General features: G+C 70.7%; 15 protein-coding genes. 6 read left to right on the top strand and 9 right to left on the bottom strand.

The window, feature by feature from the left end:
• Window positions 1–17: 17 nt before the first annotated feature.
• The 3 genes from ABZX02_RS11010 to ABZX02_RS11000 all read right to left on the bottom strand — a co-directional run bounded on the left by ABZX02_RS11010 (window position 18) and on the right by ABZX02_RS11000 (window position 3,260).
• The gene (locus ABZX02_RS11010; RefSeq protein ID WP_355297058.1) at window positions 18–1,343 is read right to left on the bottom strand and encodes an ATP-binding protein; all 1,326 of its coding nucleotides are present in this window, start codon (window positions 1,341–1,343) and stop codon (window positions 18–20) included.
• Window positions 1,340–1,996 (bottom strand): response regulator transcription factor, encoded by a 657-nt coding sequence (locus tag ABZX02_RS11005; protein ID WP_355297056.1) that lies wholly within the window; start codon window positions 1,994–1,996, stop codon window positions 1,340–1,342. The genes ABZX02_RS11010 and ABZX02_RS11005 overlap by 4 nt, the downstream gene beginning before the upstream one ends.
• Window positions 1,997–2,093: 97 nt before the next feature.
• Window positions 2,094–3,260: a beta-1,3-glucanase family protein gene (locus tag ABZX02_RS11000; RefSeq protein ID WP_355297055.1), complete on the bottom strand. Its 1,167-nt coding sequence runs from the start codon at window positions 3,258–3,260 to the stop codon at window positions 2,094–2,096.
• Between the two features lie 83 nt (window positions 3,261–3,343).
• On the opposite strand from ABZX02_RS11000, the gene ABZX02_RS10995 reads away from it, so the two are divergent.
• The gene (locus ABZX02_RS10995; RefSeq protein ID WP_355297054.1) at window positions 3,344–4,315 is read left to right on the top strand and encodes an alcohol dehydrogenase catalytic domain-containing protein; all 972 of its coding nucleotides are present in this window, start codon (window positions 3,344–3,346) and stop codon (window positions 4,313–4,315) included.
• Here the strand turns inward: ABZX02_RS10995 and ABZX02_RS10990 are convergent.
• Window positions 4,233–5,495, bottom strand: coding sequence for a YbfB/YjiJ family MFS transporter (locus ABZX02_RS10990; protein WP_355297052.1), 1,263 nt, complete (start codon window positions 5,493–5,495; stop codon window positions 4,233–4,235). The genes ABZX02_RS10995 and ABZX02_RS10990 overlap by 83 nt on opposite strands.
• Window positions 5,435–5,722: a muconolactone Delta-isomerase family protein gene (locus ABZX02_RS10985; RefSeq protein ID WP_355297050.1), complete on the bottom strand. Its 288-nt coding sequence runs from the start codon at window positions 5,720–5,722 to the stop codon at window positions 5,435–5,437. The genes ABZX02_RS10990 and ABZX02_RS10985 overlap by 61 nt, the downstream gene beginning before the upstream one ends.
• 85 nt (window positions 5,723–5,807) lie before the next feature.
• Here ABZX02_RS10985 and ABZX02_RS10980 point away from each other — a divergent pair, with 85 nt between their 5' ends.
• The 3 genes from ABZX02_RS10980 (at window position 5,808) to ABZX02_RS10970 (ending at window position 7,876) form a co-directional block, all read left to right on the top strand.
• Window positions 5,808–6,725: a LysR family transcriptional regulator gene (locus tag ABZX02_RS10980; protein WP_355297048.1), complete on the top strand. Its 918-nt coding sequence runs from the start codon at window positions 5,808–5,810 to the stop codon at window positions 6,723–6,725.
• 108 nt (window positions 6,726–6,833) lie between these two features.
• The gene (locus ABZX02_RS10975; protein WP_355297046.1) at window positions 6,834–7,538 is read left to right on the top strand and encodes an SDR family oxidoreductase; all 705 of its coding nucleotides are present in this window, start codon (window positions 6,834–6,836) and stop codon (window positions 7,536–7,538) included.
• A gap of 2 nt (window positions 7,539–7,540) precedes the next feature.
• Window positions 7,541–7,876: a hypothetical protein gene (locus ABZX02_RS10970; protein ID WP_355297044.1), complete on the top strand. Its 336-nt coding sequence runs from the start codon at window positions 7,541–7,543 to the stop codon at window positions 7,874–7,876.
• Here ABZX02_RS10970 and ABZX02_RS10965 read toward each other — a convergent pair.
• The 4 genes from ABZX02_RS10965 to ABZX02_RS10950 are packed head-to-tail and all read right to left on the bottom strand — an operon-like array spanning window position 7,873 to window position 11,836.
• Window positions 7,873–10,206 (bottom strand): glycosyl hydrolase family 65 protein, encoded by a 2,334-nt coding sequence (locus tag ABZX02_RS10965; protein WP_355297042.1) that lies wholly within the window; start codon window positions 10,204–10,206, stop codon window positions 7,873–7,875. The two genes, ABZX02_RS10970 and ABZX02_RS10965, sit on opposite strands and share 4 nt — an antisense overlap.
• Window positions 10,203–10,880 (bottom strand): beta-phosphoglucomutase family hydrolase, encoded by a 678-nt coding sequence (locus ABZX02_RS10960; RefSeq protein ID WP_355297040.1) that lies wholly within the window; start codon window positions 10,878–10,880, stop codon window positions 10,203–10,205. Before ABZX02_RS10960 ends, ABZX02_RS10965 begins: the two co-directional genes overlap by 4 nt.
• A 7-nt stretch (window positions 10,881–10,887) precedes the next feature.
• Window positions 10,888–11,109, bottom strand: a complete 222-nt coding sequence (locus tag ABZX02_RS10955; protein ID WP_355297038.1) for a hypothetical protein — start codon at window positions 11,107–11,109, stop codon at window positions 10,888–10,890.
• Between the two features lie 25 nt (window positions 11,110–11,134).
• Window positions 11,135–11,836 (bottom strand): VIT family protein, encoded by a 702-nt coding sequence (locus ABZX02_RS10950; protein WP_355297036.1) that lies wholly within the window; start codon window positions 11,834–11,836, stop codon window positions 11,135–11,137.
• 167 nt (window positions 11,837–12,003) lie between these two features.
• Between ABZX02_RS10950 and ABZX02_RS10945 the strand changes: the two genes are divergently transcribed.
• Window positions 12,004–12,648, top strand: coding sequence for a hypothetical protein (locus ABZX02_RS10945; protein ID WP_355297034.1), 645 nt, complete (start codon window positions 12,004–12,006; stop codon window positions 12,646–12,648).
• 433 nt (window positions 12,649–13,081) lie between these two features.
• Complete coding sequence (locus tag ABZX02_RS10940) at window positions 13,082–13,384, top strand: iron-sulfur cluster biosynthesis protein (RefSeq protein ID WP_355297033.1); 303 nt, start codon at window positions 13,082–13,084, stop codon at window positions 13,382–13,384.
• Window positions 13,385–13,454: the final 70 nt, after the last annotated feature.

Raw genomic sequence — 13,454 nt, 5'->3', positions numbered from 1 at the left:
GGTCGGACGGCATCACGTCACGACTTCGTAAGGGCCGGGAGCTCGACCACGAACCGCGCGCCGCGGGGGAAGCGGTCCTCGACCCAGACGCGGCCGTGGTGGCGGTGCACGTGCTCGCGGACGAGCGCGAGCCCCAGCCCGCTGCCGGAGTCGTCGCCGCGACTGCCCGGCCTGCCCCGCGCGAACCGCTCGAAGACCTGGTCCCGCAACGCCTCCGGCACGCCGGGACCGTCGTCCTCGACCTCGATCCGTGCCCGCGAGCCGTGCCGCGACAACGCCACGGAGATCGCGCCACCCGCGTGCCGTTCGGCGTTCTCCAGCAGGTTCGCGAGCACGCGGTCGAGCCGTCGCCGGTCGCCGAGCACGCGCACCGGCCCCGCCTCGACCGGAACAGCGCTCCAGCGCGTCGCGACCACGTTGCGCACCAACGCGCCCAGGTCGAGCTCCTCCGGCTCGCAGTCGTCGGTCTGGTCCGCGCGCGAGATCTCCAGCAGGTCCACGACCATCCGGGCGAACCGGTCGACCTCCGAGGTGAGCAGCTCGAGCGCGGTGCCCGCCGTGCCGGGCAGGTGCTCCCGCCGCCGGCGCAGCACCGCGCCCGCGTTCACCATCGTCGTCAGCGGCGACCGCAGCTCGTGCGAGACGTCCGAGGCGAACCGGGCGTCCCGCAACGCCCTCTGCTCCAGCGCGTGCGCCGTCGAGTTGAACTTCGCCGCCAGCGCGGCGAGATCGGGGTCGTCCTGGTCGGGCAGCCGGGCGTGCAGGTCCCCGCCCGCGATGCGGCCGGCCGCGCAGCTGAGCTCCGCCAGCGGTCTCAGCGCCCGCTTCGACGCCCACGAGCCCAGCGCCGCCCCGAGCAGCGCCGACCCGATCGTGCCCGCGATCAGCACGGCGCTCAGGACCGCGAACGTGCGCTCCAGCTGCTGCAGCCCGACTAGTTCGACGTAGACGGCGTCACCGGCCACCGGCCGCGCCACGGCGAGCATCGGCAGCCCGTCGACGGTGACCCGTTCGGTGCCCGGCGGGTGCCGCACCAGCCCGGCGGGCAGCTGTGACGGCTCGACCTCGCGGCCCGCCCGCACCAGCCCGTGCGGGCTCAGCAGCAGGATCGACGAGTCGGGCCCGGTGACGAGACCCGTGAGCAGCTCGCCGAGCGCGGGGGAGGAGAGCGACCTCTCGACCAGCCGCACGTTGACCTCGGCCTGCCGCGACGCGCTCGCCTCCCGCTGCCGCAGCATCGAGCCGGAGGCGAGGTTCCAGGTGGCGAACGCCAGCACGCTCGTCACGACCAGCAGGCCCAGGCCGAACGAGAGGGTGAGCCGGCAGCGCAGCGTGAGCCTCACGAGCGGATCCGGTAGCCGGAACCGCGCACGGTCAGCAGCAGGTCCGGCTCGTCCGGATTCGCCTCGATCTTGCGCCGGAGCCTTCTTATGTGCACGTCGAGCAGCCGCGTGTCACCGAAGTAGTCATATCCCCAAACCTTTTGCAGCAACTGTTCCCTGGTGACGATTCGGCCGCCCGCACCAGCGAGTTCCAGCAACAGCCGGAATTCGGTCCTGGTGAGGTGAACGCGTTCCCCCGCCCGGTGCACGACCCCTTCCTGCGGACGGATTTCCAGTTCCCCTATCCGCACGGCTTCGCGACCCGGTCCGCGGCGGCGCAACAACGCGCGGACGCGCGCGGCGAGAACGCCCGCGAGTGGCGGTTTCGTGACGTAGTCGTCCGCTCCCGCCTCGAGTCCGGCGATCACGTCCCGCGCGTCCGTCCGCGCCGTGACCACGATGATGGGCAGGTCACCGCGTGATCGGAGGGTCCGCACGACCTCCAGCCCGTCCACCCCGGGCAACGTGAGGTCGACCAGCACCACGTCGAACGATTCCTTCTCCAAACGGTGCAACGCCACTTCGCCCGAACCCGCCTCGTCCACCGAGAAACCCTCGTCGGACAAGGCGAGGCTCAACGCCTGCCGGATTCGCTCGTCGTCTTCGACCAGCATCACCCGTACGCACACAACGACTCCACTGTGTGAGAGCCGCGGCGACGGCGCCTCACACAGTGGAGTGAAAGTCGATCAAAATCAAGATTGCTTCGGTTTAAAATCCGGTCAGCGTGATTTTTGCCGAACGCGGGTTCGGTTCGTGGACAAGTGACTCGAAGCCGCCGACGTCGTCGAAGGCGAACCCGTAGGCCCGTCCGTCGACCATGTTGGCGTGCACGATCTTCGAGAAGTGGTTGGTCGTCGCGCGCGTGTAGAACTGGCTCGCGTTGTACGTCGGCTGGGTGTGCAGGAAGCCGAGCGTCGACCGGTTGAGCGCCGCGCACAGCGAGCGGGAGATCGCGCCGAGCTCGTTGTTCGGCGCCGCGAGCCGGCCGTCGCAGTTCAGCACGTCCCGGGTGGACGGCTGCTGGAACTCCGCCACCTGCTGGCCCGCCGTGTTGGTGAACCGCATGACGCCACCGCTCACGCGGCCGGTGAACTTGCGGTTCGGCTCGGCCTGGAACGGCACGACCGTCAGCGGCGTGCTCTGGTAGGTCGACCAGACGGTGTTGACGTAGCTCTGGAAGTACGTGCTGGAGAACAGGCCCGCGTCGAGGCCCTTGCTCGGGTTGAGCACGCGCAGCCGGGTGCCGTCCGAGCGGCTGTGCGCGAGCCGTGCCCAGTCACCGCCCATCTGCTGGTGCTGGTCGAAGATCCGGTTGCGCCCGTTCGCGACGAGCTGGCCCGCCTTCTTCGTGGCGCCGCCCTGCGACGTCGCCTCGACCGCGTGCGGGACCGCGAACATGTCCACCTGGGAGCTGTTGAGCCACAGACCGCCGCCGTCGTAGCTGAACTCGCTCCAGTCGAACAGGATGTCGCGGTTCGGGTCGCCGCCCGCCCACGGCGCCGGCTGCACGAGCCCGCCGGGCACCAGACCGAACTTGAGCTTGTCCCGGAACGACATGTAGATCCGGCCACCCGCGAAGTTGAGCGGGATGTTCACGGTCCGGCTGGCGCCGTTGGCGGGACCGGGGATCGAGAAGTCCGGCGCGGGCACGGGCGGGACACCGCCGCCCGTCCACGGCGTGAACTGGCCGCTGCCGTTCAGGTAGCCGAGGCGGCCGTTCATGATCCCGGTGATGTAGAGGTGCACCGCGTCGCCGCGGCCGGAGTTGTTGGTGACGGTGAGCGGGAGTTGGCTCGGGGGAGCCGCTTGTACCGGTGCGGACATCGTTGTCAGCCCTAGCAGGGCCGATGTCGCGAGCAGCAGGAGCTTGCGCATCGACTATCTCCTCACTGAGACAGGGTTGCGTGAGAGCGCTCTCATACCAGCGCGTCGCTGTTGATATGTCAAGAATGGTTCCCATGCGCGCACTGACGGTGGATCTTGCCCGGGCCGGGTCCCTGACGTTGTCCGACCTGCCCGATCCCGTACCGGGCCCGGAGGACCTGCTGGTCGAGGGGGTGGCGATCGGCATCTGCGGGACGGACCGCGAGATCGTGCGCGGCGAGTTCGGCGTCGGCGGCACCCTCGTGATCGGCCACGAGTCGCTGGGCCGCGTCGTCAGCGGCCCGGGCTTCGCGCCGGGCACGCTGGTAGCCGGGGTCGTCCGCCGGCCCGACCCGGTCCCGTGCGAGGCGTGCGCGCGCGGCGAGTTCGACATGTGCCGCAACGGCCGCTACACCGAACGCGGCATCACCGGCCTGGACGGCTACGGCTCGACGCTGTGGACCGTGCCGGCTCATTACGCCGTGGAGGTCGGCTCGGAAACGGGCGTGCTCGTCGAACCCGCCTCCGTGGTGGTGAAGGCGTGGGAGCGGATCGACCGCCTCGCGCCGTACCCGTTCGAGAGCGTGCTGGTGACCGGCGCGGGCCCGATCGGCCTGCTGGCGGCGTTGATCGGCGTGCAGCGAGGCCTCGACGTGCACGTGCACGACCTGGCGTCCACCGGCCCGAAACCCGCCCTGGTCGAGTCGCTGGGCGCGACCTACCACCGCACCCTGCCCGACATCCCGGTGGTGATCGAGGCGACCGGTGCGCCGGGCTTGGTCGCCCGCCTGCTCGGCCGGGACCTCGTCTGCCTGACCGGCGTGCCGTCCACCGAGGTGATCCCGGCCGACATCGGCCAGATCAACCGCGACCTGGTGCTGCGCAACGGAATCGTGTTCGGCACGGTCAACTCGAACCCGCGCCACTACCGCGAGGCCGCCGCCGTGCTGGACCGGGCCGACGACGCCTGGCTGTCCGCGATGATCACCCGGCGCGTGCCGCTCGACGACTTCGCCGCGGCGTTCGAGGTGCGGCCCGACGACGTGAAAGTGGTGCTGCAGCTGTGATCGCTGCCAGCGCGACGATGCCGGCTGCGAGTAGTAGGGCGTGGTGGTAGCCGTTGTGCAGCAGTGGGGCGGCTAGTAGGGGGCCGGCGATCTGGCCTGCGGAGTAGCCGGCGGTGAGTATTGCGGCGGCGTTGGGGATGCCCAGGTCGGTGCCTTGTTTGAGGGCGGTGGCGGCTATGCCTATGAAGGTGCCGCCGAACAGGAGGGTGGCGGGGAGGGCGGTGTTGTCGATCAGGGTGGGGAGGGCTATGCCTGCGGCTTGGACCGCCAGCGCTGCGGGGAGGGTGTGGCGGGCTGGTTTGAGGAGGATGGGGGAGAGGGCTGCCGAGGCGCCCACGAGGATCCAGGCTGTGTTGCCTTGGGGGCCGGGGATGGCGGCCACCAGGAAGGTGGCGGCGATGATGTAGCCGACGCCTTCGAGGGTGTAGGCGGTGAAGAGCAGAGCGAAGGCGCGACGGCCCTGGTGCGGGTCGCGCTGGTCTTGGAGCGGGTCGCGCTGGTTCTGACCCGGGCCGGGCCGTTCCTGACCTGGGCCGGGCCATTCCTGTTCGTGCCCGCGGCGGCCCTGGACCGATTCCGACTCACCGGCCCCCAGGGGGCGTCGAGTCCCCACTCCTATCGTCCCAGGCAGGTCTGACACTCCCGGCGCGTCCAGCCCCCACCCGACGGCCGCGAGCACCGCGCAGACCACAGCCGCCGCCCACCACGCCGCCTGCCACTGCCCCCACCCCAGCACCAGCAGCCCCGACAGCGCGATCCCCACCCCGACCCCGCTCATCCCCCACCCCGGCCGCGCGTTCACCGCCGCCACGAACACCACGGCGCTAGCAACCCCAGCCACCGCCCGCAGCACGAACCACGCCACCACACCGTGCGCCAACGGCATCCCGACGAGCGTCACCACCAGCAGCACGAGCGAGACCCGCCACCCCAACCGCGACGGCGGCCGGACGACCGTGGCCAGCGCCCCGGCGAAGTAGCCCAGGTAGTTCGCGGTGGCCAGCGACGCTCCCGCCGCGGGGGACAGGCCCGCCTGCGCCGTCATCAGCGGCAGGATCGGCGTGTACGCGAAGCGGCCCACGCCCATCGCCGCCGCCAGTGCCGCCGCGGCCCGGAGCTTCACGAGCGGCCGGGGTCGTTCGGGTGGGGCTGCACGGCCGTGACGGTGAACGTCATCCACGGGCTGAGCGGAAGCGTGCCGAGCACGGTCGCGTGCAGGTCGGTCTCGTCACCAGCGCGCCACAGGCCGATGCTGCGCATCGAGCCGACCGGGCGCCAAAGGCGGACCAGGTTGCCGCTTGCCGCCAGTTCACGAGCGCGCAAGGCTTCCGCTGCCCGCAGGGAGTCCACTTCGGACTCGGGAAGGCCGGCGAGGTCGGTCGTGATCTCGACGATGAACTCTCTCATGGCCTCATCGTGCGACCGCGGAGCCGAGCGGCGCCACGACCGGCTTGCTCCTGCGTGGGAGGTTCAGGCTCCTAGGATGCGGGGTGTGGAACTGCGTCAACTCCGGTACTTCCTCGCGGTCGCCGAGGAGCTGCACTTCGGGCGGGCGGCGGCGCGGCTGCTGATCGCGGGACCGTCGTTGTCCCAGCAGATCAAGGCGCTGGAGAAGGACCTCGGCGTGGCGTTGTTCGAGCGGGACCGGCGCTCGGTCGCGCTCACGTCCGCCGGGGCCGCGCTGGTGCCCGAGGTGCGGGCGTTGCTGGAACGGGCCGACGAGTTGCAGCGGCACGCGCGCCAGCTGTCCGGGTCGCGGCCGGTGCGGATCGGGTACGTCAACTGGCTGCCGCCGGACCTGACGAAGCGCACGGCCGGCGTCGCGCAGCTCTACGTCGACGCGTGGGTCGTGCCGTCGCACCAGCAGGCGGCACGGGTGGCGGACGGCAGTCTCGACCTCGCCGTGTGCTGGATCCGCAAGACCGAGGCCGCCGCGCTCGGGTTGCGGGCACAGCTGCTGGGCGCGGACCGGCTCTACGCGGTGGCGGTGGGCACCGACTCCAGCCCCGTCAAAGCGCAGGACATCGCGGTGCTCGTGGACGACGACGTGACGTCGTGGCAGTCCTGGAACGACTACGCCGAGGAGTTCGCGCGCGACACCGGCTGCAAGGTCCGGCGCATCCACAACGGCGCGATCACCGGGCCGGCGTTCTTCGACCACGTCCGGGTGTGCACGACGCCGGTGCTGAACTCGCCCAAGGGGCAGACCACGCCGTTGCCGCCGGACCTGGTGGCACGGCCCGTCGTCGACCCCGAGGTGCTCTGGACGTGGTCGCTGGTGCGCCGCGCGGACGAGGAGCGCGCCGACGTCGTGGCGGCGGCCGACGCCATCGTGCGGAGCGTGGGCGACCTCGGCCTGGGCGGCGCGTGGCTGCCCGCCGACGACCCCTACCGCGCACTGGGAGGCTGAGCCTCTCACGAGGGAGGAAACGGGTCGCAATTCCGCGAAATGAAATCTCGGGCGCGGGTCGTTGTGGCTGTCAGTTCCACTTCTCCTCCTTCGAAAGCGAGCAGGACAATGACCAGCAAGGTGGCAATCGTCACGGGAGCGTCGCAGGGAATCGGTGCGGCACTCGTGCCCGCGTACCGCAAGCTCGGCTATTCGGTCGTCGCGGTGTCGCGGTCCGTCGAGGACTCCGGCGACCCCGAGGTGCTCGCGATCCGCGCCGACCTCTCCGTGCCCGGCGAGGGCGCCCGCGTCGTCCGGGAGGCGCTGGCGCGGTTCGGTCGCGTCGACGCGCTCGTGAACAACGCCGGCGTCTTCGTCGCCAAGCCGTTCACCGAGTACACCGACGAGGACTACGCGGCCGTCACCGGCACCAACCTCGTCGGCTTCTTCGACATCACCCGCAGCGCCGTCGCGGCCATGGAGCAGGTCGGCTCCGGCCACGTCGTGAACGTGTCCACCACCCTCGTCGAGCACGCGCTGTCCGCGGTGCCGTCCGCACTCGCGTCGCTGACCAAGGGTGGTCTGACCGCCGTCACGAAGTCGCTGGCCGTCGAGTACGCGGCCAGGGACATCCGCTTCAACACCGTCGCGCTCGGCATCATCAAGACGCCGATGCACGCCCCGGAGACGCACGACGCGCTGGCCGGGCTGCACCCCGTCGGCCGCATCGGCGAGATCTCCGACGTCGTCGACGCGATCACGTTCCTCGAGCAGGCCGGCTTCGTGACGGGCGAGGTCCTGCACGTCGACGGCGGCCAGAGCGCGGGGCACTGATCATGGTCCTCGAAGACGTCATGGACCGGTGGAAGGCCGCCGTGGACGCGCACGACCCCGAGGGCGTCGCGGCCGTCTTCACCGAGGACGCCATTTTCCAGGGCCTCAAGCCGTACGGGGTGGGAAAGGCCGCTGTCGCCGCCTATTACGATTCTCAGCCCCTCGGTCTGAAAGCCGAGTACAAGGTTCTGGAAACGCGTCGGCTGGCCGAAGAAATCACCCTCGGTTATCTGAGCGTCGATTTCTCGTTCGTCGACCGGCCCCCGATCACCGTCACTCTCGGCGTGATCGTGCGGGGAGACCTGATCGCGCACTACCAGGTCTCCCGGCTCGACTAGTGCCTGCGCGGCTCCCGGCCGAAGGGCGACTTCGGTCGCTCCAGGTCGGGGGCCTTCGGGATCGGCCTGGTCACCGGCGCGTCCGCGGTGATGGTGATCGCCTCACCGTGGTGCCTCGTGGTCAGCTCGGTGCCGTCCACGACCCGATAGGTCGCCTCGCCCTCCCGCACGTCCACGGCGATCCTCGTGCCCTGGAACACCATCCGGAACGAGAAGCGTGTCAACGCGTCCGGCAGCCGTGGCGCGAACGTGAGCTCACCGCCGTGGTCGCGCATGCCGCCGAAGCCCGCCACGAGCGCCGTCCACGCACCGGCCAGCGACGCCATGTGCAGGCCGTTGTTGACGTTCCCGTGCAGGTCGTGCAGGTCGGTGAACGCCGCCTCGACCAGGTAGTCGAACGCCAGCCCGAGGTGCCCGACCTCGGCCGCGAGCACCGCCTGCGTCCCCGCCGACAACGACGAGTCCCGCACCGTCCTCGCCTCGTAGTAGGCGAAGTTGCGGGCCTTCTCCTCGTCGGTGAACGCGTCACCGCGCACGTGCATCGCCAGCACCAGGTCCGCCTGCTTGATGACCTGCTTGCGGTAGAGGTCGAAGTACGGGAAGTGCAGCAGCAGCGGGTACTTCTCCTCCGGCGTGTTCTCGAAGTCCCACTCCGCGTGCTTGGTGAAGTTGTCCGACTGCGGGTGCACCCGCAACATCTCGTCGTACGGGACCGACATCGCGTCCGCGGCCCTGCGCCACGTCGCGATCTCCTCCTCCGTCGCGTCACACGGGTTGCGCTCGGCGGCGTCGGCGGCGGCCCACAGGTTCTGCTGGGCGATCAGGTTCGTGTAGACGTTGTTGTCGACGATCGCCGAGTACTCGTCCGGCCCCGTCACGCCGTCGATGCGGAACCCGTCGTGCGGGTCGTGGTGCCCGAGAGAGGTCCACAACCGTGCTGTCTCCACGAGGATCGACGTCGCCTCGTCGCGGTCGAAGTCCTCGTCCCCGGTCGCGTTGAGGTACTGCTGGACGGCGTACGCGACGTCGCCCGACACGTGGAACGCGGCTGTGCCCGCCGGCCAGTACGCGCTGCACTCGGCGCCGTTGATCGAGCGCCACGGGAAGGCGGCGCCCTCGAGCCCCAGGACCTTCGCGCGTTCGCGAGCCTTGTCCAAAGTGGAGTAACGCCAGCTCAGCGCGTCCCTGGCGGCGTCCGGGACCGTGTAGGTGAGCACCGGCAGCACGAACATCTCGGTGTCCCAGAACGCGTGCCCGTCGTAGCCGGGTCCGGTGAGGCCCTTGCCGGGGATGGCCCGGGTCTCGCCGCGGGCACCGGCCTGCAGGATGTGGAACAGCGCGAACCTGATCGCCTGCTGGAGCTCGTCGTCGCCCTCGATCTCGATGTCGGCGACGGTCCAGAAGTCGTCCAGGAACGCCTTCTGCTCGGCGAGGAGCCCGTCCCAGCCGGTCTGGCAGGCACCCGCCAGCGCCGCCTCGACCTGGGCGCGCAGCGCCGGCGTCGAGCGCTGCCCGGACCAGCCGTAGGCGAGGTACTTGGTGAGCCGCAGGCGCCCGCCCGCCGGCACGTCCACGGCCGCGGTGAACCGCGCCAGGTCGTCCTCCGCGCGGATCTCGGTGCGCGGCTCGTCGTGCAGCTCGTTCTCCGAGCGGCTGACGGCCACCTCGTGGTCCATCGCGGCGGCCATCCGCAGGCCCGACACCTTGGTGTGGTGGCACAGCACGGCCCGGCTCTTCTCGGCCATCGTGAAGTCGGTGACCAGCGGGGCGTCGAGCGCGGCGGCGACGCGCGGGTCGTTGCTGCGGCTCTTGACCGGTTCGTTGGCGAGCAGGTCCGACTGCACGACCAGCTGCAGGTCGTCCTCCGGCTCCACCTCGTACCGGATCGCCGCGACCGCGCGCTGCGTGAACGACACGAGCCGTTCGCTGCGCACGGTCACCCGGCGTCCGGTCGGCGACTCCCAGACCGTGCGGCGGCGCAACGTGCCCGTGCGGAAGTCGAGGGTGCGCTCGTGCTCGATCGCGGTGCCGTACCGCATGTCGAGCGGCTCGTCCTCGACCAGCAACCGGATGATCTTGCCGTCGGTGACGTTGACGACGGTCTGGCCCGCCTCGGGGTAGCCGTAGCCGCCCTCGCCGTACGGGAGCTGGTGCTCCTCGTAGAAGCCGTTGAGGTACGTGCCGGGCAGCCCGCGCGGCTCGCCCTCGTCGAGCGTGCCACGCAGCCCGATGTGGCCGTTGGCCAGCGCGAACGTCGATTCGGTCTGGTGCAGGTCGTCCACGGACAGGCCCTGCCAGGTCAGCTGCCACGGCTGCACGGTGTAGCTCATGAGAGCAGCTCGTCGAGCTCGTCGACGACCACGTCGGCGCCGTGGGCCCGCAACGCGTCCCGCTGGTCGCCGCGGTCGACGCCGACGACGAACCCGAACCCGCCGTCGCGCCCCGCCTGCACGCCCGCCAGCGCGTCCTCGTAGACAGCCGCGTTCTCCGGGGCCGTCTTGAGCCGGCGCGCGCCCTCGACGAACGAGTCCGGCGCGGGCTTGCCCTTCAGGTTCGACGCGGTGATCACGTTGCCGTCGACCAGCGCGTCCACGAAGTCGAGCAGGTTGCCCGCGCGCAGCACGCGCAGGGCGTTGGCCGAGGACGTGACGACGCCGATCGGCATCCCCGCCGCCCTGGCGGCCTTCAGGTAGTCGACCGAGGCGGGGTACGGCGTGATGCCCTGCTCGTCGATGATCGAGTTGACCAGGTCGTTCTTCTGGTCGCCGATGCGCCGGACCTCGTCCTCGGACGGCGTGAGGCCGCGCGAGGTGAGGAAGCTGCGGACGCCGTCGTAACGCGGCTTTCCGTCCACGTAGGCGAGGTAGTCCTGTTCGCTGAACGGCTGGCCCATGGCTTCGAACGTCTGCCGCCACGCCTGCCGGTGCAGCACGGCGGTGCTGGTGAGCACGCCGTCGAGGTCGAACAGCAACGCGGTGATCTTCTCCGGGATGCCGAGGCTCATAGGTCGATCATGCACCCGTCTCGTCGGCCTCGCCGCGTTCTTCGGCGAGACGTTCGTCGAGGGGACGCGGGTGGGCCTGCTCGTACTCGGTCATCCCGTACTTGGTGGCCTCCGACCAGCCCTCCGGCGGGTCCATGCCCTCCTCCAGCGGGTCCTTCTGGAGGTTGTCCTCGTCGAGGCCCTCGAAGTCCAGGTCTTCGGGGACGTAACCGCTGCGTTCTTCGCTCATGTCCGACGCAATACCCAGTTCGGCCCTATCCGATGCTTTGACCCACCAGTGAACCGATCGCGTAGGTGACGCCCATGGCGATCAAGCCGCCCGCGACGTTGCGGACGACGGCCCTGCGCTTGCCCGCGCCGCTGAGTCGCGCGCTGATGAACCCCGTGAGCGCGAGAGTGAGGATGGCGGCCACGACTGTGATCGGCACACGAAGCGTGGTCGGCGTCAGCGCTATCGCGGCGAGGGGCAGCAACGCGCCGATGGTGAACGAGATGAAGCTCGCGATGGCGGCGCCCCACGGGTTCGTGAGCTCGTCGGGGTCGATGTGCAGCTCGGCGTCGGCGTGCGCGGCCAGGGCGTCGTGCTCCGTGAGCTGCTTCGCGACCTCTCCGGCCGTCTGCTCGTCGAGGCCCTTGTTCTCGTAGATCTCCTTGAGCTCTTCGAGCTCCTCTTCGGGGGTGTCCCTGAGTTCCTGGCGTTCCTTGGCGAGCAGGGCGCGTTCGGCGTCGCGCTGGCTGCTGACGGACACGTACTCGCCGCTCGCCATGGACATCGCGCCCGCGAACAGGCCGGCGAGGCCCGCGACGAGGATCTGGGCCCGGTCCGTGGTGGCGCCCGCGACGCCGACCACGAGGCTGGCGGTCGACACGATGCCGTCGTTGGCCCCGAGGACGCCGGCGCGCAGCCAGTTCATCTTGTCGCCGGTGACCTCGTCGTGGGGCTCCTGGTGGCTCATCAGCGCAGGTTAGCGCCGTGATCGCGGCTGCGCGCGGACGTGCGGGTGATGCTGCTGAACGGGTGAGTTCTGCCTGGTCAACCGCTGGAGGCTCATTTTTTGTCAGACCCCCGTGGCAGCATGTCGAACAGGTGTTCGTGTACGTGCTGAGAGGAGGTCAGTTCCCGATGCAGATCGAACCCAACCGCTGGCCAGGCCGCGTGGTGCCGTCCACCGACTCGGACGTGGACGTCGCCGTGGAGTCCCTGTGCGTGCGCGCGTCGTGGGCCGACGCCGACCGCCGCTGGGTGCGGCGCCTGCTCGAACCGTGGTTCCGCGCGGGCTGGAGCGTCGACGCCCTGCTCGTCGCCATCGACAAGAAGCCGGACGGCACCAGCCAGGGCCGCCCCCGCTCGCGAGCGCAGGTGGCGCACGAGTTCCTGCGGGCCCGCCTGCGCACCTGGACCGCGGATGGCGCCGGCCTCACCAAGCCGCCGCTGCCCGGCGTCACCCTGGGCGAGTGGTACCGCGTCAACCGCCGCAACGCCGCCCTGAACGCCCCGCGCCGGGGCCGCGGCCTCACGGCGGAGGGCCGTCAGGCCCGCGCGGAGACCCGAGCGCTCGCGCACCGGCGCGACCCGGTGGAGCGCAGCCGGGAGAAGGGGCGCCGGCGGCAGGAGGTGCTCGACAGCCTGCTGGTGCCGGGGCAGGAGGTGCCGTCGTTCGCCGACTCGTGGCGGCTGGTGGCGGAGCTCGTGCCGGTGCCGCGGGTGTGTTCGGCCTGCGGGCACGTGCGGAACGAGGTGTCGCGGCCGGCGCACCGGGTGGCCTGAGGCCGAGCCTTGAGGGCGGGGCGCCGAGCTGGGGTGCGGCGACCCTGGGGGCGGAGGGAATTTCGCCCTGCCCGCAGGAGCGAGCCTCCCGCGGCCCGGCACGAGCGCGCGAACCCGCAGCGTGCCTCGGAGCGCCCGGCAGGCATAGGCCAGCGGAAGCGCTCTTTGTTCCCCAGAGGGCCTGGGAGGCGCGGGCCGGCGGAAGCGCTCTTCGTGTCTCGGAGGCCTGGCAGGCGCGTCCGAAGGGAGCGGTCGTCCTGCCTGCCACCCATAAGCGATCCGCATACCTCGGCGATCTCCGCGGCCGCGTGCCACACCAGCCCGCGAGCCCCCGAAAAGGGCCATTCACCTGCGACTTCCGCGAGCGGTGGTTGAAACCGGGCCACCCCGGGAACTCGGAACGAGTTTCTTGTTTCCGATGTAAGGGGCCGACATGCTCGAAGTGACGCCGATGGCCGCCGAGGTCATCAACGAACTGACGTCACAGTCAGAGGGCACCACAGACGACATCGGCCTGCGTTTCGCCCTGGCCGCCGAGCAGAACAGCCAGGCGGCGCTGGAGCTGTCGCTCAGCGAGGCCGTCGACGGCGACCAGGTGGTGGCCGCCCCCGCGGGTGCCAAGGTCATCATGGAGCCGGCGGCCGCCCAGTACCTGGACGACAAGGTCCTCGACGTGCGCCAGGACGACGAGGGCAACCCCGCGTTCGCCATCGCGCGCCAGGACCAGCCCGGCTGAGCGCCAGGCCTGGACACGCGGATCGGGCCGGACCCCTGAGCAGAGGGTGTCCGGCCCGATTCGTGAGAAG

It is taken from the genome of Lentzea sp. NPDC003310, assembly GCF_040610935.1.
Taxonomy (GTDB): domain Bacteria; phylum Actinomycetota; class Actinomycetes; order Mycobacteriales; family Pseudonocardiaceae; genus Lentzea.
This window is presented reverse-complemented; position numbering and strand designations above follow the sequence as displayed.